General features: G+C 47.0%; 27 protein-coding genes. 21 read left to right on the forward strand and 6 right to left on the reverse strand.

Annotated features, from left to right (window positions below):
- The first annotated feature begins 2 nt into the window (after positions 1 to 2).
- A complete protein-coding gene (gene ezrA / locus ACH32G_RS10480) occupies positions 3 to 1694 on the forward strand; it encodes a septation ring formation regulator EzrA (protein WP_448814332.1) in 1692 nt (563 codons plus the stop codon).
- Between the two features lie 112 nt (positions 1695 to 1806).
- Here the strand turns inward: ezrA and brnQ are convergent, their stop codons facing one another.
- Positions 1807 to 3147: a branched-chain amino acid transport system II carrier protein gene (gene brnQ, locus ACH32G_RS10485; protein ID WP_016938575.1), complete on the reverse strand. Its 1341-nt coding sequence runs from the start codon at positions 3145 to 3147 to the stop codon at positions 1807 to 1809.
- A gap of 193 nt (positions 3148 to 3340) precedes the next feature.
- Between brnQ and ACH32G_RS10490 the strand changes: the two genes are divergently transcribed.
- From ACH32G_RS10490 to ACH32G_RS10510, 5 genes are all read left to right on the forward strand, one after another.
- On the forward strand, positions 3341 to 4486 hold the full coding sequence (locus tag ACH32G_RS10490) for a cysteine desulfurase family protein (RefSeq protein ID WP_448814333.1): 1146 nt from the start codon (positions 3341 to 3343) through the stop codon (positions 4484 to 4486).
- Between the two features lie 3 nt (positions 4487 to 4489).
- Positions 4490 to 5695: a tRNA uracil 4-sulfurtransferase ThiI gene (thiI, locus tag ACH32G_RS10495; RefSeq protein ID WP_016938577.1), complete on the forward strand. Its 1206-nt coding sequence runs from the start codon at positions 4490 to 4492 to the stop codon at positions 5693 to 5695.
- Positions 5696 to 5775: 80 nt separating this feature from the next.
- Positions 5776 to 5997: an alpha/beta-type small acid-soluble spore protein gene (locus ACH32G_RS10500; protein ID WP_007408043.1), complete on the forward strand. Its 222-nt coding sequence runs from the start codon at positions 5776 to 5778 to the stop codon at positions 5995 to 5997.
- A 148-nt stretch (positions 5998 to 6145) separates the two neighbouring features.
- Positions 6146 to 7732 (forward strand): acyl-CoA synthetase MbcS, encoded by a 1587-nt coding sequence (gene mbcS, locus ACH32G_RS10505; protein WP_047476885.1) that lies wholly within the window; start codon positions 6146 to 6148, stop codon positions 7730 to 7732.
- Positions 7733 to 7754: 22 nt separating this feature from the next.
- The gene (locus tag ACH32G_RS10510; protein WP_448814334.1) at positions 7755 to 9350 is read left to right on the forward strand and encodes an amidohydrolase; all 1596 of its coding nucleotides are present in this window, start codon (positions 7755 to 7757) and stop codon (positions 9348 to 9350) included.
- A gap of 16 nt (positions 9351 to 9366) precedes the next feature.
- Here ACH32G_RS10510 and ACH32G_RS10515 read toward each other — a convergent pair whose 3' ends face one another.
- On the reverse strand, positions 9367 to 10173 hold the full coding sequence (locus ACH32G_RS10515; RefSeq protein WP_049627163.1) for an NAD kinase: 807 nt from the start codon (positions 10171 to 10173) through the stop codon (positions 9367 to 9369).
- Between the two features lie 182 nt (positions 10174 to 10355).
- On the opposite strand from ACH32G_RS10515, the gene sppA reads away from it, so the two are divergent.
- The 14 genes from sppA (at position 10356) to ACH32G_RS10585 (ending at position 22910) form a co-directional block, all read left to right on the forward strand.
- Positions 10356 to 11363, forward strand: coding sequence for a signal peptide peptidase SppA (gene sppA, locus ACH32G_RS10520; RefSeq protein WP_016938581.1), 1008 nt, complete (start codon positions 10356 to 10358; stop codon positions 11361 to 11363).
- A gap of 13 nt (positions 11364 to 11376) precedes the next feature.
- Positions 11377 to 11868, forward strand: coding sequence for an RDD family protein (locus ACH32G_RS10525; RefSeq protein ID WP_328221588.1), 492 nt, complete (start codon positions 11377 to 11379; stop codon positions 11866 to 11868).
- A gap of 76 nt (positions 11869 to 11944) precedes the next feature.
- Positions 11945 to 12634, forward strand: a complete 690-nt coding sequence (locus ACH32G_RS10530; RefSeq protein ID WP_448814335.1) for a DUF2953 domain-containing protein — start codon at positions 11945 to 11947, stop codon at positions 12632 to 12634.
- A gap of 12 nt (positions 12635 to 12646) precedes the next feature.
- On the forward strand, positions 12647 to 13087 hold the full coding sequence (gene ytfJ / locus ACH32G_RS10535) for a GerW family sporulation protein (protein WP_016938584.1): 441 nt from the start codon (positions 12647 to 12649) through the stop codon (positions 13085 to 13087).
- A gap of 114 nt (positions 13088 to 13201) precedes the next feature.
- The gene (tpx, locus tag ACH32G_RS10540) at positions 13202 to 13705 is read left to right on the forward strand and encodes a thiol peroxidase (protein ID WP_007408050.1); all 504 of its coding nucleotides are present in this window, start codon (positions 13202 to 13204) and stop codon (positions 13703 to 13705) included.
- Positions 13706 to 13766: 61 nt separating this feature from the next.
- Positions 13767 to 14753, forward strand: coding sequence for a class I SAM-dependent methyltransferase (locus tag ACH32G_RS10545; protein WP_327815067.1), 987 nt, complete (start codon positions 13767 to 13769; stop codon positions 14751 to 14753).
- Between the two features lie 312 nt (positions 14754 to 15065).
- The gene (locus ACH32G_RS10550; protein WP_448814336.1) at positions 15066 to 16253 is read left to right on the forward strand and encodes an acetate kinase; all 1188 of its coding nucleotides are present in this window, start codon (positions 15066 to 15068) and stop codon (positions 16251 to 16253) included.
- 101 nt (positions 16254 to 16354) lie between these two features.
- Positions 16355 to 16867 (forward strand): MogA/MoaB family molybdenum cofactor biosynthesis protein, encoded by a 513-nt coding sequence (locus ACH32G_RS10555; protein ID WP_064777645.1) that lies wholly within the window; start codon positions 16355 to 16357, stop codon positions 16865 to 16867.
- Positions 16868 to 17018: 151 nt separating this feature from the next.
- The gene (locus ACH32G_RS10560; protein WP_016938589.1) at positions 17019 to 18230 is read left to right on the forward strand and encodes an argininosuccinate synthase; all 1212 of its coding nucleotides are present in this window, start codon (positions 17019 to 17021) and stop codon (positions 18228 to 18230) included.
- Positions 18227 to 19603: an argininosuccinate lyase gene (gene argH, locus ACH32G_RS10565; RefSeq protein WP_045926835.1), complete on the forward strand. Its 1377-nt coding sequence runs from the start codon at positions 18227 to 18229 to the stop codon at positions 19601 to 19603. The genes ACH32G_RS10560 and argH overlap by 4 nt, the downstream gene beginning before the upstream one ends.
- A gap of 73 nt (positions 19604 to 19676) precedes the next feature.
- A complete protein-coding gene (locus ACH32G_RS10570; protein ID WP_014470818.1) occupies positions 19677 to 19805 on the forward strand; it encodes a hypothetical protein in 129 nt (42 codons plus the stop codon).
- Positions 19806 to 19940: 135 nt separating this feature from the next.
- A complete protein-coding gene (locus tag ACH32G_RS10575; protein WP_016938591.1) occupies positions 19941 to 20708 on the forward strand; it encodes an SDR family oxidoreductase in 768 nt (255 codons plus the stop codon).
- Positions 20709 to 20768: 60 nt separating this feature from the next.
- A complete protein-coding gene (locus tag ACH32G_RS10580; RefSeq protein ID WP_049627161.1) occupies positions 20769 to 21455 on the forward strand; it encodes a metal-dependent hydrolase in 687 nt (228 codons plus the stop codon).
- Positions 21456 to 21593: 138 nt separating this feature from the next.
- Positions 21594 to 22910 (forward strand): CBS domain-containing protein, encoded by a 1317-nt coding sequence (locus ACH32G_RS10585; RefSeq protein ID WP_016938593.1) that lies wholly within the window; start codon positions 21594 to 21596, stop codon positions 22908 to 22910.
- 28 nt (positions 22911 to 22938) lie between these two features.
- Here the strand turns inward: ACH32G_RS10585 and ACH32G_RS10590 are convergent, their stop codons facing one another.
- On the reverse strand, positions 22939 to 23241 hold the full coding sequence (locus tag ACH32G_RS10590) for a YtpI family protein (RefSeq protein ID WP_003152434.1): 303 nt from the start codon (positions 23239 to 23241) through the stop codon (positions 22939 to 22941).
- Positions 23242 to 23356: 115 nt separating this feature from the next.
- Between ACH32G_RS10590 and ACH32G_RS10595 the strand changes: the two genes are divergently transcribed.
- Positions 23357 to 24298: a DHH family phosphoesterase gene (locus ACH32G_RS10595; RefSeq protein ID WP_448814337.1), complete on the forward strand. Its 942-nt coding sequence runs from the start codon at positions 23357 to 23359 to the stop codon at positions 24296 to 24298.
- 17 nt (positions 24299 to 24315) lie between these two features.
- Here the strand turns inward: ACH32G_RS10595 and ACH32G_RS10600 are convergent, their stop codons facing one another.
- From ACH32G_RS10600 to ACH32G_RS10610, 3 genes are all read right to left on the reverse strand, one after another.
- Entirely contained in the window at positions 24316 to 24507 is a 192-nt protein-coding gene (locus ACH32G_RS10600) for a hypothetical protein (RefSeq protein ID WP_013353167.1), read from the reverse strand.
- A gap of 105 nt (positions 24508 to 24612) precedes the next feature.
- Positions 24613 to 25116 (reverse strand): sporulation membrane protein YtrI, encoded by a 504-nt coding sequence (gene ytrI / locus ACH32G_RS10605; RefSeq protein ID WP_016938595.1) that lies wholly within the window; start codon positions 25114 to 25116, stop codon positions 24613 to 24615.
- Positions 25113 to 25454 (reverse strand): YtrH family sporulation protein, encoded by a 342-nt coding sequence (locus ACH32G_RS10610; RefSeq protein ID WP_016938596.1) that lies wholly within the window; start codon positions 25452 to 25454, stop codon positions 25113 to 25115. Before ACH32G_RS10610 ends, ytrI begins: the two co-directional genes overlap by 4 nt.
- Positions 25455 to 25473: the final 19 nt, after the last annotated feature.

A 25473-nucleotide genomic window follows, 5' to 3' on the forward strand; every position in this document is an offset into this window, starting at 1 on the left:
TTATGGAGTTAGTCATCGGATTATTGGTTATACTGCTCGCGCTCTTTGCGGCGGGCTACTTTTTCAGGAAAAAAATTTATACGGAAATTGACCGGCTGGAGTCATGGAAGATTGAAATTTTAAACCGTTCGATAGTGGAAGAAATGTCCAAGATCAAGCATCTGAAAATGACCGGAGAGACGGAAGAGTTCTTTGAAAGATGGCGTGAAGAGTGGGATGAAATTGTCACAGCCCATCTGCCGAAAGTAGAAGAGCTCCTTTATGATGCCGAAGAGAACGCCGACAAATACCGGTTTAAAAAAGCGAATCAGGTGCTTGTCCACATCGACGACCTCCTCACCGCCGCTGAATCAAATATAGAAGGCATATTGCGTGAGATCAGCGACCTTGTGACGAGCGAGGAAAAAAGCCGCGGAGAGATTGAACAGGTGCGTGAGCGGTATTCAAAAGCGCGGAAAAACCTTCTGGCGTACAGCCATCTCTACGGTGAGCTTTATAACAGCCTGGAGACGGATCTCGATGAAATTTGGAGCGGCATAAAAGAGTTTGAAGAAGAGACGGAAGGCGGCAATTACATCAAAGCGAGAAAAGTGCTGCTTGAACAGGACCGTAGGCTGGATCAGCTTCAAACATACATAAATGACGTTCCCAAATTGCTCGCGGACTGTAAACAGACCGTGCCGAACCAAATTGCCAAGCTGAAAGACGGCTACCGGGAAATGACGGAAAAAGGCTACAAACTGGAGCATATTCAAATCGAAAAAGAGCTGGAAACACTCACAAATCAAGTGAAACGGGCCGAAAACGCGCTTTTGGAAGAATTGGATGTCGACGAAGCATCCGCCATTCTTCAGCTGATTGATGAAACCATTCAATCGATGTATGAACAGCTGGAAGGCGAAGTGGAAGCCGGTCAGTCCGTCTTAAGCAAAATGCCTGAACTGATCATCGCGTATGAGAAGCTTGAGGACGAAAAAGAGCGCACAAAAACCGAAACAGAGCTCGTCAAGGAAAGCTATCAGCTGACGGCGGGAGAAATCGGCAGACAGAACGCGTTCGAAAAACAGATGGAAACAATCGGCCGGCTTCTTGAGCAGGCGAGAGAAAAACTCGACGGTGAGCATGTCGCTTACTCACTGCTGATTGAGGAAGTCGAAGCCATTGAAAAACAGCTGGAAGAGGCTCAGAAAGAACATGCCGAATACCGTGAAAATCTGCAGGCGCTCAGAAAAGAAGAACTGCAGGCGCGGGAAACGCTGACGTATCTTCGGAAAACCATTTCTGATACGGCCAGAATGCTGCAAAAAAGCAATGTGCCGGGGATTCCCGAGCAGGTCAAGGACAAGCTGGAGACGGCAAATCATCATATAGAAGAAACCGTCAGCCAATTGGAAGAGCTGCCGCTGAACATGGAGGAAGCCGCCAAACACCTCACCGAAGCCGAAAAGATGGTTGAAGAAGTCAGCGAAGAGGCGAAGGAACTTGTCATTCAGGTGAAGCTTATTGAGCGGATCATTCAGTACGGCAATCGCTTCCGAAGCCAGAATCACATTTTATCTGAACAGCTGAAAGAAGCTGAACGGCTGTTTTACGCTTACAGCTATAATGAAGCTTATGAGATGGCGGCAGAAGCTGTTGAAAAAGCAGCTCCCGGCGCCGTGAAAAAAATTAAAGCTGATCAATCCGCTTCATAGCCGTACAGGCAAAAACTGCACCCTGATGTACATCAGAGGAGCAGTTTTTTTGTTTCTCACGGAATATAAAAAACGCCTGCGGCTGATATCGTCAAGCCGCAGACGCTGAATGTTACGATTTCACTTTATTTAATTCGATAGGAGGGCTGGTAAAAAGCGTGATAATGCAGCCGATGAGCGCTCCGGCAATCCCGGGAAGCACCCAGCCGATTCCCATGTTGTAAAGCGGAAGATTTGCGTTTAAGAATGAATCTAATGATCCGAGCGGAATGCCGGCTGCCTTCAAGCCGTCCAGAATGCTGAAGAGCCCGGTTCCGATCAGGCAGGCGATATAAACTTCCCGTCTTTCCTTAAAGATTTTATCAATAAAGGAAAGGACGATAATGACAATCGCCAGCGGGTAAATGGCTGATAAAATAGGAACTGAAAATGCAATGATCTCAGCAAGCCCGAAATTTGAAATCGCCAGGCTGAAGAGCGTGACAATCGTAACCACCATTTTGTATGATAAAGCGGGAATCAATTTTGAAAAATATTCGCCGCAAGATGTAACAAGCCCGATGCTTGTCGTTAAACAAGCAACGGTAATGGCAGAGCCGAGAACGATGTTTCCCAGTGAACCGAACAGGTAATCAGATGAAGCTGATAAAATCTTTGCGCCTTCGCCGAGCGGCCCTACAGCGTCCGTGCTTGTCGCTCCCAAATAGGCCAAAGATAAATAAATGAATGTCAAACCTGCCGCTGCTATAAGACCCGCTTTAATACAAGCGGCCGCGAGCGCTTTACGCTGGGTGACGCCCCTGCTTTTAACAGCGTTGACGACAACAACACCGAAGACGATCGAAGCGAGCGCATCCATTGTTTTATAGCCTTCCAAAAATCCTTTGAATACCGGTGTTCCGGAATATGCCTGATGTACGGCGCCCAGCCCGCCCATCGGAGTGACAATGGCTTTTACGACGATGATTAAAATAATACCGAATTTAATAGGAGTCAAAATCTTTCCGACTCTGTCCACGATTTTGGAAGGATTAAGAGCTAAATAATACGTAATGGAAAAAAAGATTAGCGTGAAAACAAATAACGACAGTCTTTCGGGAACACCATGCAAAAACGGAACTGCACCGATTTCATATGAAACGGTTCCGGTTCTCGGAATCGCAAAAAGCGGTCCGATTGATAAATAAAGCACAACGGTGAAAATAGTGCCGAATACCGGATGAGCTTTATCGGCAAGCCCTTTTGCATCTTTACCCGTTAATGCGATGGCGATGATACCTAAAAGCGGCAGACCAACGCCGGTCAGTAAGAAACCGCCCATCGCTTTCCAGACATTATGCCCAGCCGCTTGTCCAAGCTCCGGCGGATATATCATATTTCCTGCCCCGAAAAAAAGTGCGAAAAGCATGAAACCGATAATAACGGTATCTTTGACAGGTAGTGAGTGTTTCATAAAAGTCCTCCTAAATACTATGTTGAAATATTCTGTCAATTAATTGTCAGATAATATAACAAAACGAACATAACTTATTATATGGCAATGTACAGAGAAGTCAATACTCGATTTATTGCGAATTTATATTTACTTTTGTTATGGTAGCATAAATATCATACGATGTACCGTTTTCATAAAAGGAGTAAAAAAAATGATATATTTAGACAACAGCTCAACGACCGAGCCGTATGAAGAGGTATTGGATGTGTACAAACAGACGAGCAGCCGGTATTTCGGCAATCCTTCGTCCCTGCACCGATTAGGAACTGATACGGAACGGCTCCTTGAAGCTGCCGCTCAGCAAATAAAAAAAACCTTGGGTTTGAAAAATTATGATATTGTATTTACATCAGGCGCGACTGAAGCGAACAACGCTGCGTTAAAGGGAGCCGCCTGGGCAAACATGAGTAAAGGAAAACATATCATTGCTTCAGCGATTGAGCATCCTTCCGTGACGGAAACGCTTGATCAGCTGACAGAGCTGTTTGGCTTTGAGGTCACATATCTTCCGGCCGATCAAGGCGGCTTCGTTTCTTTAGAAGACGTAAAAGCGGCCATCAGGCCGGACACAATACTCGTCAGCGTTATGCATGTCAATAATGAAGTCGGCTCCATTCAGCCCGTAAAAGAAATCGGAGCGCTGTTAAAACAGCACCGGAATATTCTGTTTCATGTTGATCATGTACAGGGCATTCATAAAGTCCCGCTGTCTATAGAAGAAGCGGGTATCGACCTTTGCACCATTTCAGGGCATAAATTTCACGGCTTAAAAGGAACCGGGGCGCTTATCGTCAAAAAGGGAACGCGGCTCATTCCGCTTATGACGGGCGGCACCCAGCAAAAAGGCATCCGTGCCGGGACAGAACATACATCAGGCGCCGTTTCCCTTGCGAAAGCGGTCAATCTTTCTGCACGTGACATGAATGAGCGGCTTTCTTCTATGGAGGCGGCTAAGAATGCGCTGATAGAAAGGCTGAGCGGGACGGACGGGGTCGTCATCAACACCCCCGTAAAAAACAGCGCCCCGCATATCATTAATTTTTCCGTTCCGGGCATCAAGGCGGAAGTGCTGCTGCACATGCTTGAGGAAAAAGGAATATATGTTTCAACGACCGCGGCATGTTCGGCAAGAGAGCACAAGCCGAGCCGTGTTCTTCTGCAAATGAATAAAGGCGAACAGATTGCATCAAGCAGCATCAGAGTCAGCCTGAACTTCAGCCACACGGCTGATATTACAGAGCCGTTTATGGCCGCGCTGGCGCCGGCTGTTCAAAAACTAAAAAAAATGATGAGGTAGCAAATGAATTACGATCATATTTTAATCCGTTTTGGTGAAATATCCACAAAAGGAAAAAACAGACGCAGTTTTATTGAGAGATTAAAACAGAATATCCGCCTGGTATTAAAGGATTATAAAAAGGTAAAATACTTTTCAAACCGGGATCGGATGTCAATTACACTTAATGGAGAAAACCCGGAGGAAATTTGTTCCTTATTAAAGAATATATTCGGCATTCAGAGCTTCAGTCTCGCCATTAAATGCGAAAGCAAGCTTGAAGAGATTAAAAAAACGGCATTAGCCGCGATGGAAGGCCAATATAAGCCGGGGAATACGTTTAAGGTCGAGACCAAACGGGCTTACAAGCAGTTTGAATTAGATACGAACGCGATGAACGCTGAGATCGGCGGCCATATTTTGAAAAACACGGATGGATTAACCGTCGATGTGAAAAATCCCGATATTCCGCTTCGGATTGAAATCAGGGAGGAAGCCACATTCCTGACCATCCGTAACGAAAAAGGCGCCGGAGGGCTTCCTGTCGGTTCCGCGGGGAAAGCGATGCTGATGCTTTCCGGCGGTTTTGACAGTCCGGTTGCCGGCTTTTACGCGATGAAACGGGGATTATCAGTGGAGGCCGTGCACTTCTTCAGCCCGCCGTATACGAGCGAACGGGCAAAGCAGAAAGTCATGGACCTCGCGGGATGCCTCGCAAAGTTCGGAGGCAGTATGACGCTTCATATCGTGCCGTTTACAAAGACGCAGGAGCTCATCCAAAAACAAATTCCGGAAAACTATACGATGACGGCGACGCGGCGTCTCATGCTGCAGATCGCGGACAGAATCAGAGAAGAACGCAAAGCGCTTGCGATCATTACGGGGGAAAGCCTCGGCCAAGTGGCAAGCCAGACGCTTGAGAGCATGTATGCGATCAATGCCGTTACGGCAACGCCGATTTTGCGTCCTCTGATCGGAATGGACAAAACAGAAATCATCGAGAAATCAAAAGAAATCGGCACTTATGAAACAAGCATTCAGCCGTTTGAGGACTGCTGCACCATCTTTACGCCGCCAAGTCCGAAAACACGCCCGAAAAAAGAAAAAATCGAGCATTTCGAAAGCTTTGTTGATTTTGAACCGCTGATTGCAGAGGCGGCAGCCGGTATTGAGACCATTACTGTTTACTCAGAACAAGAAGCTCACGATAAATTTGCCGGCCTGTTCTAGAACTGTATACAATTACCAAAGTTTTTTTGAATGAGGACATGTGTTTTATCACATTCTATACTCACAAGGAGGTGATACACATGTCACAACAATCAAACAGCGGAAACAGCAACCAGCTTTTAGTGCCAGGAGCTGCACAAGCTATCGACCAAATGAAGTATGAAATCGCTTCTGAATTCGGTGTAAACCTTGGACCGGAAACAACTTCTCGCGCCAACGGTTCTGTCGGTGGAGAAATCACAAAACGTCTTGTTTCTTTTGCTCAGCAAAGCATGGGCGGAAGCAGCCAGCAGCAGTTTTAATCACAACTTCACATAATGGCTAAAAGAGCGGGGAATTCCCCGCTCTTTTTTCATGAATAAAGCTAGAAGGCATGAAGCAATTTATGCATATCTTTATTGTTACGTCCTATGTTTATGTATAATAGGGAAAGAAAGTGAGGAGTTGTTCGTGTTAAAACGAGAAGATTTAATCGCCCCAAAGAACTATAACCTAGTAAATGAAATCGAAAAGTTCAGCCGTTCCAAAGAGAAGAACGCGCTTATTTGGGAAGATCAAACAGGCAGCAAGAAAGTCTGGACATATGAAAAACTGATGGAAGAAACGAATAAAATCGGAGCCCGCCTGAAAGGTCTCGGATTTGAAAAAGGCGATAAGCTGATTGTCATGGTTCCGAGAGTGCTTGAAGCGTATGCTGTGTATTTAGCGATCTTAAAAGCGGGGATGGTCGTCATTCCTTGCTCGGAGATGCTTCGCGCCAAAGATTTGGACTACCGCATTAAACACGCCGAAGTGAAAGGCGTTATCGTTTATCCTTCATTTATAAACGCGTTTGATGAGGTGAAAACCGATCAGCTCGTGACATTGGCCATTGGTGAAAATGATGCCGGCTGGAAAAACCTCTTAACGATTGAAGCGGACGGAGACAGTTTTCAAACCGCTGATACAACTAGAGAGGACATGGCGTTTTTATCCTATACTTCAGGAACGACCGGCCAGCCTAAAGGCGTTGTACATACACATGGCTGGGCTTTTGCCCATTTAAAAACATCCGCCGGTGCATGGCTGGATATTTCTGAAGACGATACAGTCTGGGCCACCGCGGCGCCCGGCTGGCAGAAATGGGTGTGGAGCCCGCTGCTTGCCGTTCTGGGAAGCGGCGCAACAGGATTTATTTATCACGGCAGATTCGACGCCAAGACGTATCTGGAGATGCTTGAGCGCCATCAGATCAATGTCTTCTGCTGTACGCCGACTGAATACCGCCTGATGGCCAAGGTGGAGGAATTGGACAAGTATGACCTTTCTGCCCTTCACAGCGCAGTTTCTGCGGGTGAACCTTTAAACCGGGAAGTCATTGACATCTTCCGGAAACATTTCGGCATTAAAGTGAGAGACGGCTACGGCCAAACAGAGAGCACTCTGTTAGTCGGCGTCCTGAAGAACATGGATATTAAGCCGGGAAGCATGGGGAAACCGACACCGGGAAATCAAGTAGAAATTATAAACGATGAAGGCGAAATATGTGAAATAGGCGAAACGGGCGATATCGCCGTGCACTTGAGCACACCGGCCCTATTCAAGGAATATTATAAAGACCCTGAAAGAACGAAGAAGCAGATTCGCGGAGATTACTTTTTGACAGGCGACCGCGCGAAAAAAGACGAGGACGGCTACTTTTGGTTTGAAAGCCGCAATGATGACATTATCGTCAGCTCCGGATATACAATCGGGCCTTTTGAAGTGGAAGATGCGCTCGTCAAGCATCCGGAAGTGAAAGAATGCGCCGTCGTGGCGAGCCCGGATGAAATCAGAGGTTCAATCGTAAAAGCTTATGTCGTTTTACAAAACGATGAGAAGCGCAGTGACGAACTTGTTAAAGAACTGCAAAACCACGTAAAAACGATTACGGCGCCTTATAAATATCCGAGAGAAATTGAATTTGTCGAAAGCCTGCCGAAAACGGCATCCGCAAAAATCAGACGGGTGGAGCTGAGACAGCGTGAAGAACGGCTGAAGGCGGATAAAAAAGCTTAATACAGAAAAAGGGTGAGCGGGGATGAAAGCGATTTGGCACGGCGGCACCATCTATACAATGCTTGACGAGAACCATGTCACTGAAGCCGTCTATACCGAAGACGGCTTCATCAGACAGACGGGCAGCTTTCAGGAGCTCCGCGAGACATACGGTTTGCCTGATACGGAGGAAATCGACTTACATGGGGCTGTCATGTTTCCCGGTTTTACAGACAGTCACATGCATTTGATCGGACACGGTGAAAAACAGCTCCGCCTTGATTTGTCACAGCTGAGGTCAAAAGAGGCGATACTGCAGGCTGCAAAAGAAGCAGAGCGTGAATTGGAAGATGGCGAATGGCTGATCGGCGAAGGCTGGGATGAAAATCTGTTTGAACAGCCGGTTTACGTAACGAAGCATGACCTTGACCCGCTCTTTCCCGATCGCCCCGTCCTGCTGAAACGGGTATGCAGGCACGCTGCTGCAGTCAATTCGGCCGCATTGCGCGCGGCGGGGATTATAAACCATACACCTGATCCAAACGGCGGGATTATCGTCCGGGACAGTGCCGGTCCGACAGGCCTTCTGCTGGATAAAGCCCAAGAGCTTGTGACTCAGGCTCTTCCGCCCGTCTCGCTTCACTATGTCAAACGCGCTCTTCAAACGGCAATCACGGACTGCTGGACAAAAGGCCTGACCGGCGGGCATTCCGAGGATCTGGCATACTACGGAGACGCGTCCGTTCCCGTTGCCGCGTATGAGTCATTAACAGGCAGCGGCCTGCTCCCTTTTCGGGCACATCTGCTTGTTCATCACGAAGCCGTCGACAGGTGGAGCGCTCTGGACAAAACGACAGGGCCTTATCTGGAATACGGAGCGATGAAAATCTTCGCAGACGGCGCGCTCGGCGGCAGAACGGCTCTTTTGAAAAAGCCTTATCATGATGATCCGTCTGTTTCCGGCGTTCAGGTGCACGATGACGAAACCCTTGCCGCTCTTGTTTATAAAGCGAGACAGAAAGGGATGGAGATCGCCGTGCACGCGATTGGCGACCTTGCATTTGAAAAGGTGCTCGATGTGATCGAAAGATACCCGGCAAAGCCCGGACAGCTAGACAGGCTCATTCATGCGCAAGTATTAGATCACGGTTTGATGGAAAGAGCCGCCCGGCTTCCGATCGGCCTTGATCTTCAGCCGCATTTTGTGGCCAGTGATTTTCCGTGGGTGATTGACCGGCTCGGAGAAGAGCGGATGAAAACGGCTTTTGCCTGGAAAACCCTGCTGTCGAAAGGGCTGCTGTGCGCCGGAGGTTCAGATGCCCCGATAGAACCGGCAGATCCCATTCTGGGCATTCAATCGGCTGTGCTCCGTACAAGCAAGCAGCACCCGGAAGGTCCGGCCTATTATGAAAAAGAGTGCCTGACCGTGTACGAAGCCATTCAGCTTTACACGGAGGGAAGCACGGCAATCATCCATAAAGAACATAGCCGCGGACGGATAGCTTCCGGCTATGATGCCGACTTTACCGTTCTCAGCGGCGATCCGTTTAAAACGGACCCGAAAAAGCTTCATGAATTGGAAGCTGTCAAAACCGTCGTCGGCGGCCGTATCGTATATGAAAAAGAGGACAGGCGTTAATGCCCGTCCTCTTTTTTTATGATAAAAATGAGCGCTTTACTTTTTCCCAGAAAGAGTTGTCTTTCAGTTTGACCGTTTTGATTTTTTTATCGGATAGTGTAATCTCAACCTTTTTGACATTTCTCGTGCTGAGCGCTTCATTATCAAGTCCGATAATCGGATGCTCATTGCCGTCCTGCACCACCTGCAGTGTCAGCTTCCGGTCCGCGCTTAAAATAAACGAAGATCCGAGGGTGCGGTATGTGTTGTTATTCAAAGAGGCCAGTTCGGATACCTGCATGCAGGAAATCAAAGGGTCAACAACAGCGCCTGAAACGGATTTATTGTAGGCGGTGCTGCCTGTCGGGGTGGAAATGATCATGCCGTCGCCTCTGAAGGTCTCGAAGTGAAGATCATCGATTAACACATCCATCACAAACGTTTTAATAATGCTTGAACGAATGGAAACCTCGTTTAAACAGTGAAAATGATTGCTGTCGTCCACCGTTACATGAATGAGCGGGTATTTTCTGACCTCAAGCTGTTCCGCGGTCATGCTGTCCGCCATTTTTTCAGGCTCATCGCTGTGAAAATCACAGTACAAATGGGCTTTTCCTTTTTTAGCGATGCCGACATACAGGCAGTCATCACGGAATCCGGTTTTTCTGACGGCCTGCAGAAATGAGCCGTCGCTGCCGATGCTGGCGATAATCCCGGCATCCTCCGGTTGGGCCGCAACTGTAAAACCGTGCGATTTGGCAAGCTGCTTCAGAGAGCTGACTTGTTCTTTTGTTTCGTTGTCCTGTTTGTGAAAAAAATAAACATTGCGGCGAAGATCGGTCATATCTCCATTCCCCTTTGCTGTCATATTTACGTTTTTCTCCCATCAGATATTGTGTTAAAATACCTGTGGCAATAGTGTAACATGTTTCCTGTTTATCCGTTAAGTGAAAGCGCTTCATGAAAAAAGTGAATCTTTTTTTCCAGGAGAACGTACGAATAGTGACAGAAAAGGAGGCAGAACAAATGAATGCAAAAAGATGGATTGCGCTCGTCATCGCTATCGGCATTTTCGGCGTATCAGTCATTGCAAGTGTGACTGTCGGGGTGCTGAAAAATGTCGGAGATACAGGGTCTGACTTTGCATCCCTGACAGATGACACAGAGGAAGTGACGCTTGATAAGGGAAGCCCCGGCAGTAAAATCGCCGTGCTTGAAGTGGACGGCACGATTGAGGATAACGGGGAGTCCGCAGGCCTGCTCAGCTCAGGCGGGTATGATCACAGATCATTTTTAAAACAAATAGAGCGTGCGAAAGAAGATAAAAGTGTCAAAGGAATTGTCCTGAAAATCAATTCCCCTGGCGGAGGCGTGTATGAAAGCGCGGAAATACATAAAAAACTGGAAGAACTAAAGAAAGAAACGAAGAAACCGATTTATGTATCCATGGGCTCCATGGCGGCATCGGGAGGCTACTACATCTCAACGGCCGCTGATAAAATCTATGCTTCACCGGAAACGCTCACCGGCTCACTCGGCGTCATCATGGAAAGCGTCAATTATTCTAAGCTCGCTGATGAACTCGGCATCAAGTTTGAAACCATCAAAAGCGGCGCGCATAAAGACATTATGTCACCGACCCGCGACATGACGAAGGAAGAAAGAAAGATCATGCAGACGATGGTCAATGATTCGTATGAAGGGTTTGTCAATGTCATTTCAAAAGGCCGGCACATGTCAAAAGCAGATGTGAAAAAAATTGCCGACGGCCGTGTTTACGACGGCAGACAAGCGAAAAAAATCGGCCTCGTTGACGATCTCGGTTTTTACGATGATACGATCAGCGCGATGAAAAAGGACCATAAAAATATGAAAAACGCTTCAGTCATCACGTATGAGGAAGGATTCGGATTAGGCTCGCTCTTTTCCATGAGCGCAGCGAAAATGTTTAAAAGCGAAATTGATTTTCTGAATATGAAAGAGCTTATTTCGCAATCCGGCTCGCCGCGGATGATGTATCTCTATGCAAAGTAGGGGGGAAGAAAGAATGGACGCAACTTACGAAGGCTTTCACGGCAAGGAAGAGGAAGCCGAGCAACAGGGGACGCTCGACCCGGCTTACGCGGGCTTTTGGATCCGGTTTTGGGCGTTTCTTCTCGATTGGCTGGTGATCTGGGGGCTTAACCATATCATCGTTTCACCGGTGTTCACGCTGATGAATTTACCGAAAACAAGCGGAATGTTTACAATCTCAGCCTATTCCGTCACAACTTTGATCGTCTACCTCGCCTATTTTGTGTTCATGACAAAATGGTTTCATCAGACACTCGGCAAAATGGTCTTCGGGTTAAAAGTCACTTCTTTGACGCCCGGAAAACCGCTGACATGGGGCACCGTCATTTTCAGGGAAGCAGTGGGGCGTTATATCGATAAAATCTGGATTCTTTATATTGTCATTGCGTTTACGCCTAAGAAGCAGGGAATTCATGATCTTATTGCCGACACAACGGTGATTCACGAAGCACTGTACCGCAAATAAAAGCAATAAACCCGGATAAACATCCGGGTTTATTTTTTTTGGTTTTGGCGATAATGCAGCTAAGGAAGTGAAGCTTATGGGATATGCCGCAGCAGCTGTTATTCTCATTCTCATTTTGTTCTGGCTGCTCATGAGGATGAAAATCCATCTGACTTTCGAATATCTGCATGATAAAGATAACGACAAAATGACGTTTAAACTCTCTGCCTTATACGGGCTGATCCGTTTTAAAAAAACGCTGCCCGTTATTAAAGTAAACAGCGAAGATGCGTCAATTGATGTCAAGCAAGACACAAAATCTAAAATAAAGGGTCAGCAAAAAGAGAAGAAAAAAATCACATATGAAGATGTCAAACAGACCATTCACAGAATAGAAATGATTCTGCATCAGGTCGTCAGAATGCGTCAAATCGGCGCCTCATTTCTTGCGGGAGTCCGCGTGACGAAGTTCGAATGGATGACGGTTATCGGAATAAAGGACGCCGCCGTTACGGGAATCGCCGCCGGCGGCTTGTGGGCCGTAAAGGGAGGCATTACGGCGTTGCTGTATGACCATCTGCGTTTTATACATAAACCGGTGTGCGAAGTCATTCCGTCTTTTCAAGTGCCTGCATCCAAGACGCATTTGCAGTGTATATTCTTTTTTCGTTTTGGACATCTTATAGGTGCAGCTTTCAAATTGCTCAAATACGGGCGGAACGGACTTTCTATCATACGAAAGAAACAGCCGGTTCCGGTTGCTTCAAAGAATGATTCATCAGTTTAAGGAGGAGCGCACATGGCAGACCATCCCATTCAAGGTTTAATGAAAACCGCTATGGAAAATTTGAAAGAAATGATCGACGTGAATACAATCATCGGTGATCCGGTTGAAACGCCTGACGGCAGCGTAATCTTAACGGTTTCAAAGGTCGGCTTCGGATTTGCGGCAGGCGGAAGCGAGTTTGGAGCAAAACCGGCTGAAAAAAGAACCGAGGACGACGAAAGAAAAGAGCAGAAGCTCCCGTTTGGCGGCGGAAGCGGCGGCGGAGTATCCATTACGCCGATTGCGTTTCTGATTGTCGGAACAAACGGCGTGCGTATGCTTCATTTAGACGAGAACACCCATTTGATTGATAAACTGTTAGACTCCGCGCCTCAAACGATTGAACGCATCCAGCATATGTTTAAAAAGAATGAAAAAGGCCGGAACCAAAAAAGAACGGATATTGATTTATAACAGAAAAGTTAACTGCCGCCCGCAGTTAGCTTTTTTTACGATGCGGCATAACCTTTGCAGTTTGCATAAAACTCGACTATGATAGAGCTATACATAGATAAGGGAGGAATCAGAATGGCTGAGATTACATTTAAAGGCGGAGCCGTGACGCTGATCGGACAAGAAGTGAAACCGGGTGACCAAGCTCCTGACTTCACGGTTTTGACAAACGGATTAGAAGAGAAGACATTAGCAGATATGAAAGGGAAAGTAACGATCATATCCGTTATTCCTTCCATTGACACGGGCGTATGTGACGCGCAGACGCGCCGTTTCAACGAAGAAGCAGCAAAACTCGGCGATGTGAACGTTTATACAATCAGCGCCGACCTCCCGTTTGCACAAGCGCGCTGGTGCGGAGCGAACGGAATCGACAAAGTTGAAACATTATCGGATCATAAAGAGATGTCATTTGGTGAAGCATTCGGTGTTTACATCAAAGAACTTCGTCTTTTGGCGCGTTCCGTATTCGTTCTTGATCAGGACGGAAAAGTCGTTTATGCGGAATACGTAAGCGAAGCGACAAACCACCCGAATTATGAAAAGCCTATCGAAGCTGCAAAAGCGTTAATCAAGTAAAGAGAGAAAAAGAGCTCCGGGTGCTGCCGCGGAGCTCTTTTCATGGCAAGGAGGAAACAGTATGCAACACGACCATGTCGGTCAGATTTATGAACTTTTAGATGAAGCCGCCCAAGTAATAGCAGAAGGCCTTCAGCTGTCTTATATTGAGGGGCTTGCGGAAGCGGGAGAGATGTATTTTCTCGAAACGGCCGAACAGCTTCGGCTTCAGGAAAAACAAACCGAACAGCTTAAAAGCCTGCTTGCGAAAGCGGACTTCAAACAATGGGAACCTGAATGGATCCGCAAGGCGTTCCAGCTCGCCATTTTAAAAGGATTGAAAGATAAATCCCATCCGAACAGACAGATGACGCCTGATACGATCGGCCTTTTCATCAGTTACCTCGTGAATAAATTTACGGGCGGCCAAAAAGGCCTGACATTGCTGGACCCCGCCTGCGGCACCGGAAACCTTCTATTGACCGCGGCAAACCAGCTTTCTGACAAAGCGGCAAAAAGCTTCGGCATTGAAATCGATGATGTCCTTCTGAAGATCGCTTATGCCCAGGCGAATCTGCAGGAAAAAGAAATGGAGCTGTTCTGCCAGGACAGTCTTCAGCCGTTATTTATCGAACCGGCTGATGCGGTCCTCTGCGATTTGCCGGTCGGCTATTATCCGAATGACGAAGGCGCAGAAGCGTTTGAGCTGAAAGCGGATGAAGGCCACTCATTTGCCCACCACTTATTCATTGAGCAGAGCGTCAAGCATACAAAACCGGGCGGATACTTGTTTTTTATGATTCCGAACCATCTGTTTGACAGCGCCCAAAGCGATAAACTGAAGCGGTTTTTTGCGGAAAAAGTATATATCAACGCCCTTCTTCAGCTGCCGGCTACTCTGTTTAAAGACGAAGCGCAGGCAAAGAGCATTTTAATTTTGCAGAAAAAAGGCGATGGCGCAAAGCCGCCGAAACAAACGCTTCTGGCCAATCTTCCTTCCTTCGCGAACCAGCAGGCGATGCGTGAGATGATGGCAAAATTGGATCAATGGATTCAAAAAGAAAAATAATGGCGAAAAAGCAGGGTGGGACGCAAAATCCCGCACTGCTTTTTGCTTTTGAAAATGAATGGATATCAGGCTGCTGACACAACTTAAGGAAAGAACATAACATTCCGTAAGACCGAGCCGTCCATTTGGCACAGTGCGGATTTATCAGAAAATAACGACTTCATTTTGTAAGCGGTACCAATATGGATGTTGACTTGAAATGCTGAGTTGACAATGTTTAAATGGAAAAGTCAGATATTTTTTGGACTGCAGTTACGGTCTGGGAAAAAAGAACGAAACAAACGAAGAAGAATTTTGATAGGAGCGTCATTTATGTCTAAAATTATTGCAATTAATGCAGGAAGCTCATCTTTAAAATTTCAGCTATTCGAAATGCCTTCAGAAAAGGTGCTAACAAAAGGTTTAGTAGAACGGATCGGTATCGCCGACAGCATTTTCACAATCTCTGTTAACGGCGAAAAAAATACAGAAGTGACAGATATTCCGGATCATGCGGTCGCGGTGAAGATGCTGCTTCACAAGCTGACTGAATTCGGTATTATAAAGGATTTAAATGAAATTGACGGAATCGGCCACCGTGTTGTTCACGGCGGAGAAAAATTCAGCGATTCTGTTTTGCTTACGGATGAAACAATCCGTGAGATTGAAGAGATTTCAGAACTTGCGCCGCTTCACAACCCGGCTCACATCGTCGGCATTAAAGCCTTTAAAGAAGTGCTTCCGGATGTACCTGCGGTTGCAGTATTTGATTCGGCGTTCCACCAAACGATGCCTGAGCAATCTTACTTGTACAGCCTTCCGTATGAATACTACGAGAAATACGGCATCCGCAAATACGGTTTCCACGGCACATCTCATAAATACGTGACACAGCGCGCAGCTGAGCTTCTCGGCCGTCCGCTTGAAGACTTGCGCCTGATTTCCTGCCACCTGGGTAACGGAGCAAGTATCGCAGCAGTCGAAGGCGGAAAATCAATTGATACGTCAATGGGCTTCACACCGCTTGCGGGTGTTGCGATGGGAACGCGTTCAGGGAACATTGACCCTGCCTTGATTCCGTACATTATGGAAAAAACGAATCAGACGGCTGATGAAGTATTAAATACATTAAATAAAAAGAGCGGACTGCTTGGCATATCCGGTTTCTCAAGCGACCTTCGCGATATCGTGGAAGCTTCAAAAGAAGGCAACGAAAGAGCGGAAACGGCGCTTGAAGTGTTCGCAAGCAGAATCCATAAATACATCGGTTCTTACGCTGCGAGAATGAGCGGCGTTGACGCGATTATTTTCACTGCCGGTATCGGTGAAAACAGCGTTGAAGTCAGAGAACGCGTGCTTCGCGGCTTAGAATTCATGGGCGTTTATTGGGACCCTGCGCTGAACAACGTGCGCGGCGAGGAAGCGTTTATCAGCTATCCGCACTCTCCTGTCAAAGTCATCATTATTCCGACTGATGAAGAGGTCATGATCGCGCGCGACGTTGTCCGCCTTGCACAATAATGATCGACAAAAAGCACATCCTTAAAGGATGTGCTTTTCTATTGAATGCCGAAGCGCCAAACGTTACGATATGCTTAGTACATAAATGATGAGGTGAAACAATGAGTGTGCATGAACATAAACAGGAAGCCCCGTCAGCGGTGCGCTGCAAAGTGATTACAGTCAGCGACACGAGAACGAAAGAAACCGATAAAAGCGGGCGCGTCATGATGGATTTCATCAGGGAAGCGGGATTTGAGACGGTCGCTTATGACATCGTAAAAGATGAGAAAGGTGAATTGCAGAAAGCCGTTTTATCCGGCTGTATGGATGAATATACAGATGCGGTGCTGTTAAACGGAGGGACGGGCATTGCCGAAAGGGATGTCACCATTGAAGCGGTCACGCCGCTGTTTTCAAAAGAGCTCCCGGGATTCGGCGAGCTGTTCCGCATGCTGAGCTATACGGAGGACATCGGTTCCGCGGCCATTTTGTCCAGAGCGGCAGCGGGCGTGATCCAAAATACCGCAGTCTTCTGCACGCCGGGCTCCTCAGGCGCCGTCAAGCTTGCCATGAAGAAACTGATTATTCCTGAACTGCCCCATGTGCTCCGGGAGATCCGAAAAGACTTATAAATGTATAAAAAAGCTTTGCTCCGCTCAAAAAAATGGGTGGAGTTTTTTTTATAAAAAGCTTGAAAAAACAGAATTTACTTGTTACAGTGTATACATACAAAATGCATTTTTATTAATTAAAACTAATTTTTATACAAGGGGAGCTTTTAACATGGCAGAACAGAAAAAAGTTGTATTGGCATACTCAGGAGGTCTTGATACTTCTGTAGCGATAAAATGGCTGCAAGAACAGGGATACGATGTTATTGCATGCTGCTTAGACGTAGGGGAAGGAAAGGATTTGGCATTCGTTCAGCAAAAAGCGCTGGAAGTAGGCGCCGTAAATTCGTACGTGATTGATGCAAAAGAAGAATTCGCCCAAGAGTACGCGCTTATTTCTATGCAGGCTCATACGATGTATGAAGGCAAGTATCCGCTCGTATCTGCACTGTCCCGTCCGTTGATCGCGAAAAAACTCGTTGAAGTCGCGGAAAAGGAAAACGCAGTGGCCGTGGCGCACGGCTGTACAGGAAAAGGCAATGATCAGGTTCGTTTTGAAGTATCCATTAAATCATTAAACCCTGATCTGGAGGTCATCGCTCCGGTCCGTGAGTGGCAATGGTCGCGTGAAGAAGAAATTGAATACGCTGCAAGCCGCGGCATACCGATTCCGATCAATCTTGACAGCCCTTATTCCATCGACCAGAATCTGTGGGGCCGCGCCAATGAATGCGGTATATTAGAAGACCCGTGGGCGGCGCCGCCTGAAGGGGCATATGACTTGACAGCATCTCTTGAAAATACGCCGGACGTTCCTGAAATCATCGAAATCGCATTTGAAGCCGGTGTGCCGGTTTCAATCGACGGTGTATCCTACCCGCTTGCTGATTTAATTCTCAAGCTGAACGAGACTGCCGGAAAACACGGCATCGGCCGGATTGACCATGTCGAAAACCGCCTGGTCGGCATTAAGTCCCGTGAAGTTTATGAATGCCCGGGCGCAATGACTTTGATTACGGCTCACAAAGAGCTTGAGGATCTGACTTTAGTGAAAGAAGTGGCTCATTTCAAGCCGGCAATTGAACAAAAACTGTCTGAAATCATCTATAACGGTTTATGGTTCTCACCGTTAAAAGACGCGCTGCTTGCATTCCTGAAAGAAACCCAAAAGCACGTCACCGGCGTTGTGCGCGTCAAGCTGTTTAAAGGCCATGCCATTGTAGAAGGACGCAAGTCGGAATATTCTCTCTACGATGAAAAACTGGCGACATATACAAAAGACGATGCGTTTGACCATCATGCGGCAATCGGCTTTATCGAGCTTTGGGGACTGCCGACAAAAGTAAACAGCATTGTGAAAAAGAAGGAGCAGATTGAAGCATGAAGAAGCTTTGGGGAGGCCGTTTTCAAAAAACACCGGAAAAGTGGGTCGATGAGTTCGGTGCATCCATCACATTCGACCAAAACTTAGTCAAAGAGGATATTACAGGGTCTCTCGCTCATGCGGCAATGCTGAAAAAATGCGGCATTCTGACGGAGGAAGAAGAAGGCGCCATCCGTCAAGGACTGCAGACCCTCCTGCAAAAAGCAGAGGAAGGAACGCTTGAATTCTCTGTTGATTATGAAGATATTCATTTGAACATTGAAAAAATGCTGATTGAAGAAATCGGACCGCTCGGCGGAAAGCTCCATACAGGCAGAAGCCGGAACGACCAAGTGGCGACAGACATGCATCTATATTTGAAAGATCATGTCTCCCATATCATCGGGCTGATTGAACAGTTCCAAAAAGCGCTGATCGAAAAAGCAGAGGCCAATGTCGAGACCATTCTGCCGGGGTACACCCATTTGCAGCGGGCCCAGCCGATTTCTTTCGCCCACCATCTGCTCGCCTATTTTTGGATGCTTGAACGGGATAAAGAGCGTTTCCGTGACGCGCTGAAGCGGATTAACATATCGCCTCTCGGATGCGGGGCGCTTGCCGGAACGACGTTTCCGATAGACCGCAGCTATTCGGCGGAGCTGCTCGGTTTTGACTCCATTTATGAGAACAGTCTTGACGGGGTCAGCGACAGAGATTTTATTCTCGAGTTTTTAAGCAGCAGCAGTATGCTGATGATGCACCTTTCACGTTTCTCGGAAGAAATCATTCTATGGTGCTCGCAGGAATTCAGATTCATTGAATTGGATGATACGTACGCAACGGGAAGCAGCATGATGCCGCAGAAGAAAAACCCGGACATGGCGGAGCTGATCCGCGGAAAAACTGGACGCGTATACGGTGATATGATGGGGCTTTTCACGATTATGAAAGGGCTCCCGCTCGCATACAACAAAGACCTTCAGGAAGATAAAGAAGGTATGTTTGACACGGTGAAAACCGTTGAAGGAAGCCTTCAGATTTTTACGGGCATGATTGAAACAATGACCGTAAACAAAGACATTATGAAACAGGCGACAAAACAAGATTTTTCAAACGCGACGGAACTTGCCGATTATTTAGCGAAAAAAGGCATGCCGTTCAGAGAAGCGCACGAAGTGGTCGGCAAGCTTGTGTACAGCTGTATTGAAAAAGGAATCTATTTAAGTGATATGGCATTTGAAGAATTCCTTCAAGCCAGCAGTCTCTTTGAAGAAGATATCTATACCGTGCTCGATCCGCATCATGCGGTTGAAAAAAGAATGAGCGCCGGCGGAACGGGCTTTCAGCAGGTAAAACAGGCGCTCGTAAAAGCAAAAGCCTGCGCCTGCGTTTAATTTGCTAAAATTTCCTTCATATTTTCCCGTCATATCAGACACGCTACATCTATAATGATGGGAGGTTGAAGGAATGCGCAAAGAACAAGACCGTTACATCTATGATGAAAAAGAAAGTGAAGAAACGGCCCGGCTCATCTCAGAGGCATATCAAAGCGGTTATGTCGGTCTGGAGGAAGCCTCAGCCCCTTCAGAAAATTAAGCTGTCTGTAAAGACGGCTTTTTTCGTGCGGATGAAGTGCAAAAAAGTGATATTGCCGCTTGTTTATAGTAAAGTAGAGGGAGAAACGACTTTATTTTATTGAAGCGGCAACGTTGCTTGGGGAGGGTATTCAATGTGCGACATGCTCTAATCACTGCCGGCACGAAGGGGTTGGGCCGAAAAGTGACTGAAATGCTGCTGGAAAAAGGCTTTTCGGTCACAGTGAATTACAGACAGGACGAAGAAGCCGTCGCTTGTCTGAAGGCTGATTATCCCCGGTGCCATGACAGATTGCAATTCGTTAAGGGCGATGTAACCCGAAAAGAAGATCTCATGCGGATCGCCGATGCAGCCCTTCAGCGGTTTGGAAGAATTGACATACTGATTAACAACGCCGGGCCGTACATATTTGAGCGCAAAAAGCTTGCCGATTACTCCGATGACGAATGGTATGGCATGCTTGAAGGGAATTTAAGCGCCGTTTTCCATCTGTTTAAAGCGGTTATCCCGGTAATGAGACAGCAGCGCTTCGGCAGGATTATTACATACGGCTTCCAAGGCGCAGATCATGCCCCCGGCTGGCTTCACCGTTCCGCTTTCGGGGCGGCTAAAGTCGGATTGGCTTCGTTAACGAAAACCATTGCAATTGAAGAAGCCGAATCAGGTATCACGGCCAACATGGTCTGCCCGGGTGATATTGTAGGAGATATGAAAGAAGCGTCTATAGAAGAAGCAAGACGGAAAATCGGGAAAGAAAACACGCCGATCGGGAGGTCCGGAACCGGAGAAGACATTGCAAGAATCATCGCCTTCTTATGTGAAGAGGATTCCGATCTTGTCACCGGAACGGTCATAGAAGCAACAGGCGGGCTGAATGTGATTAACAGGCATCAATCCCTGTAAGTTTTTTCGTTTGTCAAAAAGGGAACTTGATAAATATTAATTTTTTATGAGGTGAAAACGATGAAAGTGACTTATCACGGACATTCTGTCATTCAAGTGGAAACGAAAACCCATAACATTATTTTTGATCCGTTCCTAACCGGAAACAGTCTGACCAATCTGAAGCCGGAAGAAGTGAAAGCGGACGTCATTCTGCTTACTCACGGACACAATGACCATGTCGGAGATACAGAGCAGATCGCCAAACAAAACGACGCACTCGTTATTGCGCCGAACGAACTGGCCGTTTATCTCGGCTTTAAAGGGTTAAACGTCCACCCGATGCATATCGGCGGGGCGCGCCAATTTGATTTCGGCAAAGTGAAACTGACACAGGCGTTCCACGGATCGGCGGTCACTGATGCAGAAAACAAAACCATCACATACACCGGGATGCCGGCCGGGATTTTATTAACGATTGACGGCAAAACGATTTTCCACGCCGGCGACACGGCGCTGTTCTCAGATATGAAACTGATCGGGGAACTGAATCACATTGACCTGGCGTTTCTGCCGATCGGTGATAATTTCACCATGGGGCCTGAAGATGCGAAACTCGCGGCTGAATGGCTGAGAGCGAAACAGGTCGTTCCCGTTCATTACAATACATTCCCTGTTATTGAACAGGACCCTGACGCTTTCGCTGAAAGTCTGCCCGGAGGCGTCGGTAAAGTCATGGCGGTCGGCGAGACCATTGAGCTTGCCTGACATATGTGTCAAAGACCTTCTGAACCAAACGTTCAGAAGGTCTTTTTGTGATGACGCCTTTTTTCGGGCGTCTCATTGCGAATGAATCCCCCGTGCCCTTATAATAAAAGCAGAAGACTGTCCTTAGAGGTGAAACGCTTGGCAACAAAGCATGAACAAATCCTATCGTACATAGATTCGCTTCCTGTCGGTGAAAAAATTTCGGTCAGAAGAATTGCGAAAGAAATGAAAGTCAGTGAGGGAACGGCTTACAGAGCCATTAAGGAAGCTGAAAATAAAGGGTTCGTTTCCACTATTGAACGTGTGGGGACTATCCGGATTGAACAGAAGAAAAAGGAAAATATCGAAAAGCTGACATATGCCGAGGTTGTCAATGTGATAGACGGCCAGGTGCTCGGCGGAAAAGCCGGTCTGCATAAAACGCTGAATAAGTTTGTGATCGGCGCGATGGAGCTTGATGCGATGATGCGTTATACGGCGGCGGGGAACCTGTTAATCGTCGGGAACAGAATCAATGCCCACCGGCAGGCGCTTGAAGCGGGCGCGGCTGTTTTGGTAACCGGAGGATTTAATACCGACGACAGCATTATCGAGCTGGCCGATATGCTTGAGCTTCCGATTCTCTCCACAAGCTATGATACCTTTACGGTAGCCGCGATGATCAACCGGGCGATCTATGATCAGCTCATAAAAAAAGAGATTGTGCTCGTGGAGGACATTTTGACTCCCGCCGATCGGACAGTGACCCTGTCTCCTAAAGATAAGCTGGAGAAATGGTACGAAAAAAATGATGAAACCGGACACGGCCGCTTTCCGGTTATCGACCGGCAGATGAAAATCCACGGGATTCTCACACCGAAAGATATCGCTGGACATGACCGGTCAGTCCCGATTGAAAAAGTAATGACCAAAAACCCTGTCACGGTCATCGGGAAAACGTCTGTCGCCTCAGCGGCTCAAATGATGGTTTGGGAAGGAATCGAAGTGCTCCCGGTGACAGACGGGAACCACAGACTGATCGGTATGATCAGCCGTCAGGACGTCTTAAAAGCGCTGCAAATGATTCAAAAGCAGCCTCAGGTCGGGGAAAAGCTTGATGATATCGTTTCAAGGGGATTTAAAGAAGAAGAAGATGACAAAACGCCGGCTGTTTATCAATATGAAGTCACGCCGCAGATGACCAATCAGCTTGGGACGATTTCTTACGGGGTGTTTACGACGATTTTAACTCAGGCTGCCAGCCGATTTTTACGCTCCCGCAAACGCGGCGAGCTGGTCATTGAAAGCATTACGATTTTCTTCTTGAAGCCCGTTCAGATGGAATCGGTCATTGAAGTGAAGCCGCGCATTTTAGAAGCGGGCCGGAAATTCGGGAAAATGGAAGTGGAAGTGTCAAGCCAAAGCGGCATCGTTTCAAAAGCGATGCTCATGGTGCAGCTGATGGAGAGAAGTTAAGGGACGCATCTCGGTCCCTTGACATTCATTATGCGTGGTCTCTCTCCGCTTCTTTTGCATGGATGGGTTCATAATGCTTATAGGCTTTATACCCGGCCCATGCGCTGCCTGCTCCGATTAAAATGAAGACGCCGCCGATGACGAGGGTCAGGACGGAGTGAAACAGAATCATTTGGTTTACTCCGTACAAAAGCACCAGCGCGCCTAACGCCATACTTGATTTAGCCGAAAAACATTCCTTCTCCAGCGCCCGTTTCGTCTGGATGCCTTTTACTTTGTAATACACGTAAAAGCAGGCAGAAAGCCCGATGAGAAAAACAAAAACCAGCATAAATGAAATCCTCCATTATATGAGTTTGCAAAACCGTTTATACCGTTGCTGAAAGATTTTCCTTTTCCATGGATAAAGAGTATGATTAAATGAATAAAAACAAAAGGAGAAAACGATGAAATCCGAATTGATCAGAACCATATCATTATATGACACCATTATCTTACATAGACATGTGAGGCCTGACCCGGACGCTTACGGATCACAGTGCGGCCTTACGGAAATCCTGCGGGAAACGTATCCCGAAAAAAATATTTTTGCCGTCGGACAGCCTGAGCCGTCCCTGTCTTTCTTATATTCCCTCGATGAGGTGGGTGACGAAACCTACAAAGATGCTCTTGTCATCGTGTGCGACACCGCAAACCAAGCACGGATCGACGATCAGCGCTACCATTCCGGCGCAAAGCTCATGAAAATAGACCACCATCCAAATGAAGATCCGTATGGCGATCTGTTATGGGTCGATACGAATGCAAGCTCCGTAAGCGAAATGATCTATGAGCTGTACCTCGAAGGAAAGCAGCACGGCTGGAAGCTGAATACGAAAGCAGCTGAGCTGATCTACGCGGGTATCGTCGGTGATACGGGACGCTTCTTATTCCCGAACACCACAAAAAAGACATTAAAATACGCGGGAGAGCTCATTGAGTTCCCATTTTCATCGTCAGAGCTGTTTAATCAATTGTATGAAACGAAATTAAATGTGGTGAAGCTGAATGGCTTTATTTATCAAAATGTGTCATTGTCTGAAAACGGCGTCGCTTCCGTTTTCATTAAAAAAGACATTTTGGAGACATATGGAACCACCCCTTCTGAAGCGTCGCAGCTCGTCGGAACACTCGGAAACATTTCGGGTATTCGCGCTTGGGTGTTTTTCGTAGAAGAAGACGACCAAATCAGAGTCCGGTTCCGTTCAAAAGGCCCGGTCATCAATGGAATTGCCCGGAAATACAATGGCGGCGGACATCCGCTTGCAGCCGGCGCATCCATCTTCAGCTGGGATGAAACCGGTCCGATTCTTGCTGATCTTGAAGAGATATGTAACGAACACAAGTAGAGGGGAGACCCTCTTTCTTAGTGTTCATCTGTCACGGGGATGAACCAGCAGCCGAATTCAGTCAGGTCTTCGTAGACGCGGAGATTACAGATTTGGAGTTCTTTTTTTATGAGGGAAGCGAGTGTGTCTGTTTCTGCATATGCGGAATAGCCTTTTCTGATTCGGTCTGCATGATCTTTTGCCAGGCGGCGTTCACTAAAAACCTCCATTTTCCCTTCCTCCCTTCAGAATCATTGAAAATGTCTCATTTACAGTTTATAAAAAAGCGGAGAAAAAAGCGACAGATCTATGGAAATTTTTTAAAAATGACATAATTACGTCGCAAAAGAAATATGAATTTCGACAGACAATCTCGTATAAATCGTCAGTTCCTTTACTTGAGCTTTATATTCCTTTTCATTTATGGTGTACACCTTGTTTTCAATCGTCCGTTTTAAAAGCTCCTTTGTTTTATACACGCTCTCAATATCCTTTGTGATGACTTCAGAAATATCATCTTTCACCTGTTCTTCAAATTTCATCTTATCAGGCTGGGCGATTCTGTATTTTTCCCCATTGATCAGCTTCACATCAACACTTTGGATAAGCAGTCTTTGTTTATTATCCTCATTTAATTTATGAAGATCTTTCTGATAGATGGAGATCTGGTTTTTCAAATCCCGTGCGTGCTCCCGCTGTTTTTCAATTAACGTCACCTGTTCTTCCTGAAACGTTCCGTATGTAAACAGAAAGAACAGCCAGCTGACGATGGCTCCGCACATCATTCCCGCAAAAAAACGCTGCCATCCCGGTTTTTTATAATACTCGGGAATTCTCATGAAGGCATATTCTCCTGAGCCAGCCATGACACAATCAGCCAGCCGGTCTGCGCGCCGCCCATCGCTGAAATAATTAATAGAAGCTGTTTGAAGATGTCGCGCGTGTTGCCTTCAAACAGCCCCCGCTCAAAACTGTATACGGCGTCAAATGTTCCTCCGATAGCCGCGACAAGCGCCCAGATCTTCAGCCTGTTCGCCAATTTTGTAATCGCCGTAAGCGGAGGCTCGCCTGATAAATAGGCTCCGACGCCGCCGATGAGCGCTCCGCCGAGCAAAACGCCGAGGGCGATAAAATAACTGCTGATAAAATTCGCCATAAAGCCGGCTTCCTGATCCATATATACACCACCTCACTTT

The organism is Bacillus sp. CIS52, assembly GCF_053545315.1.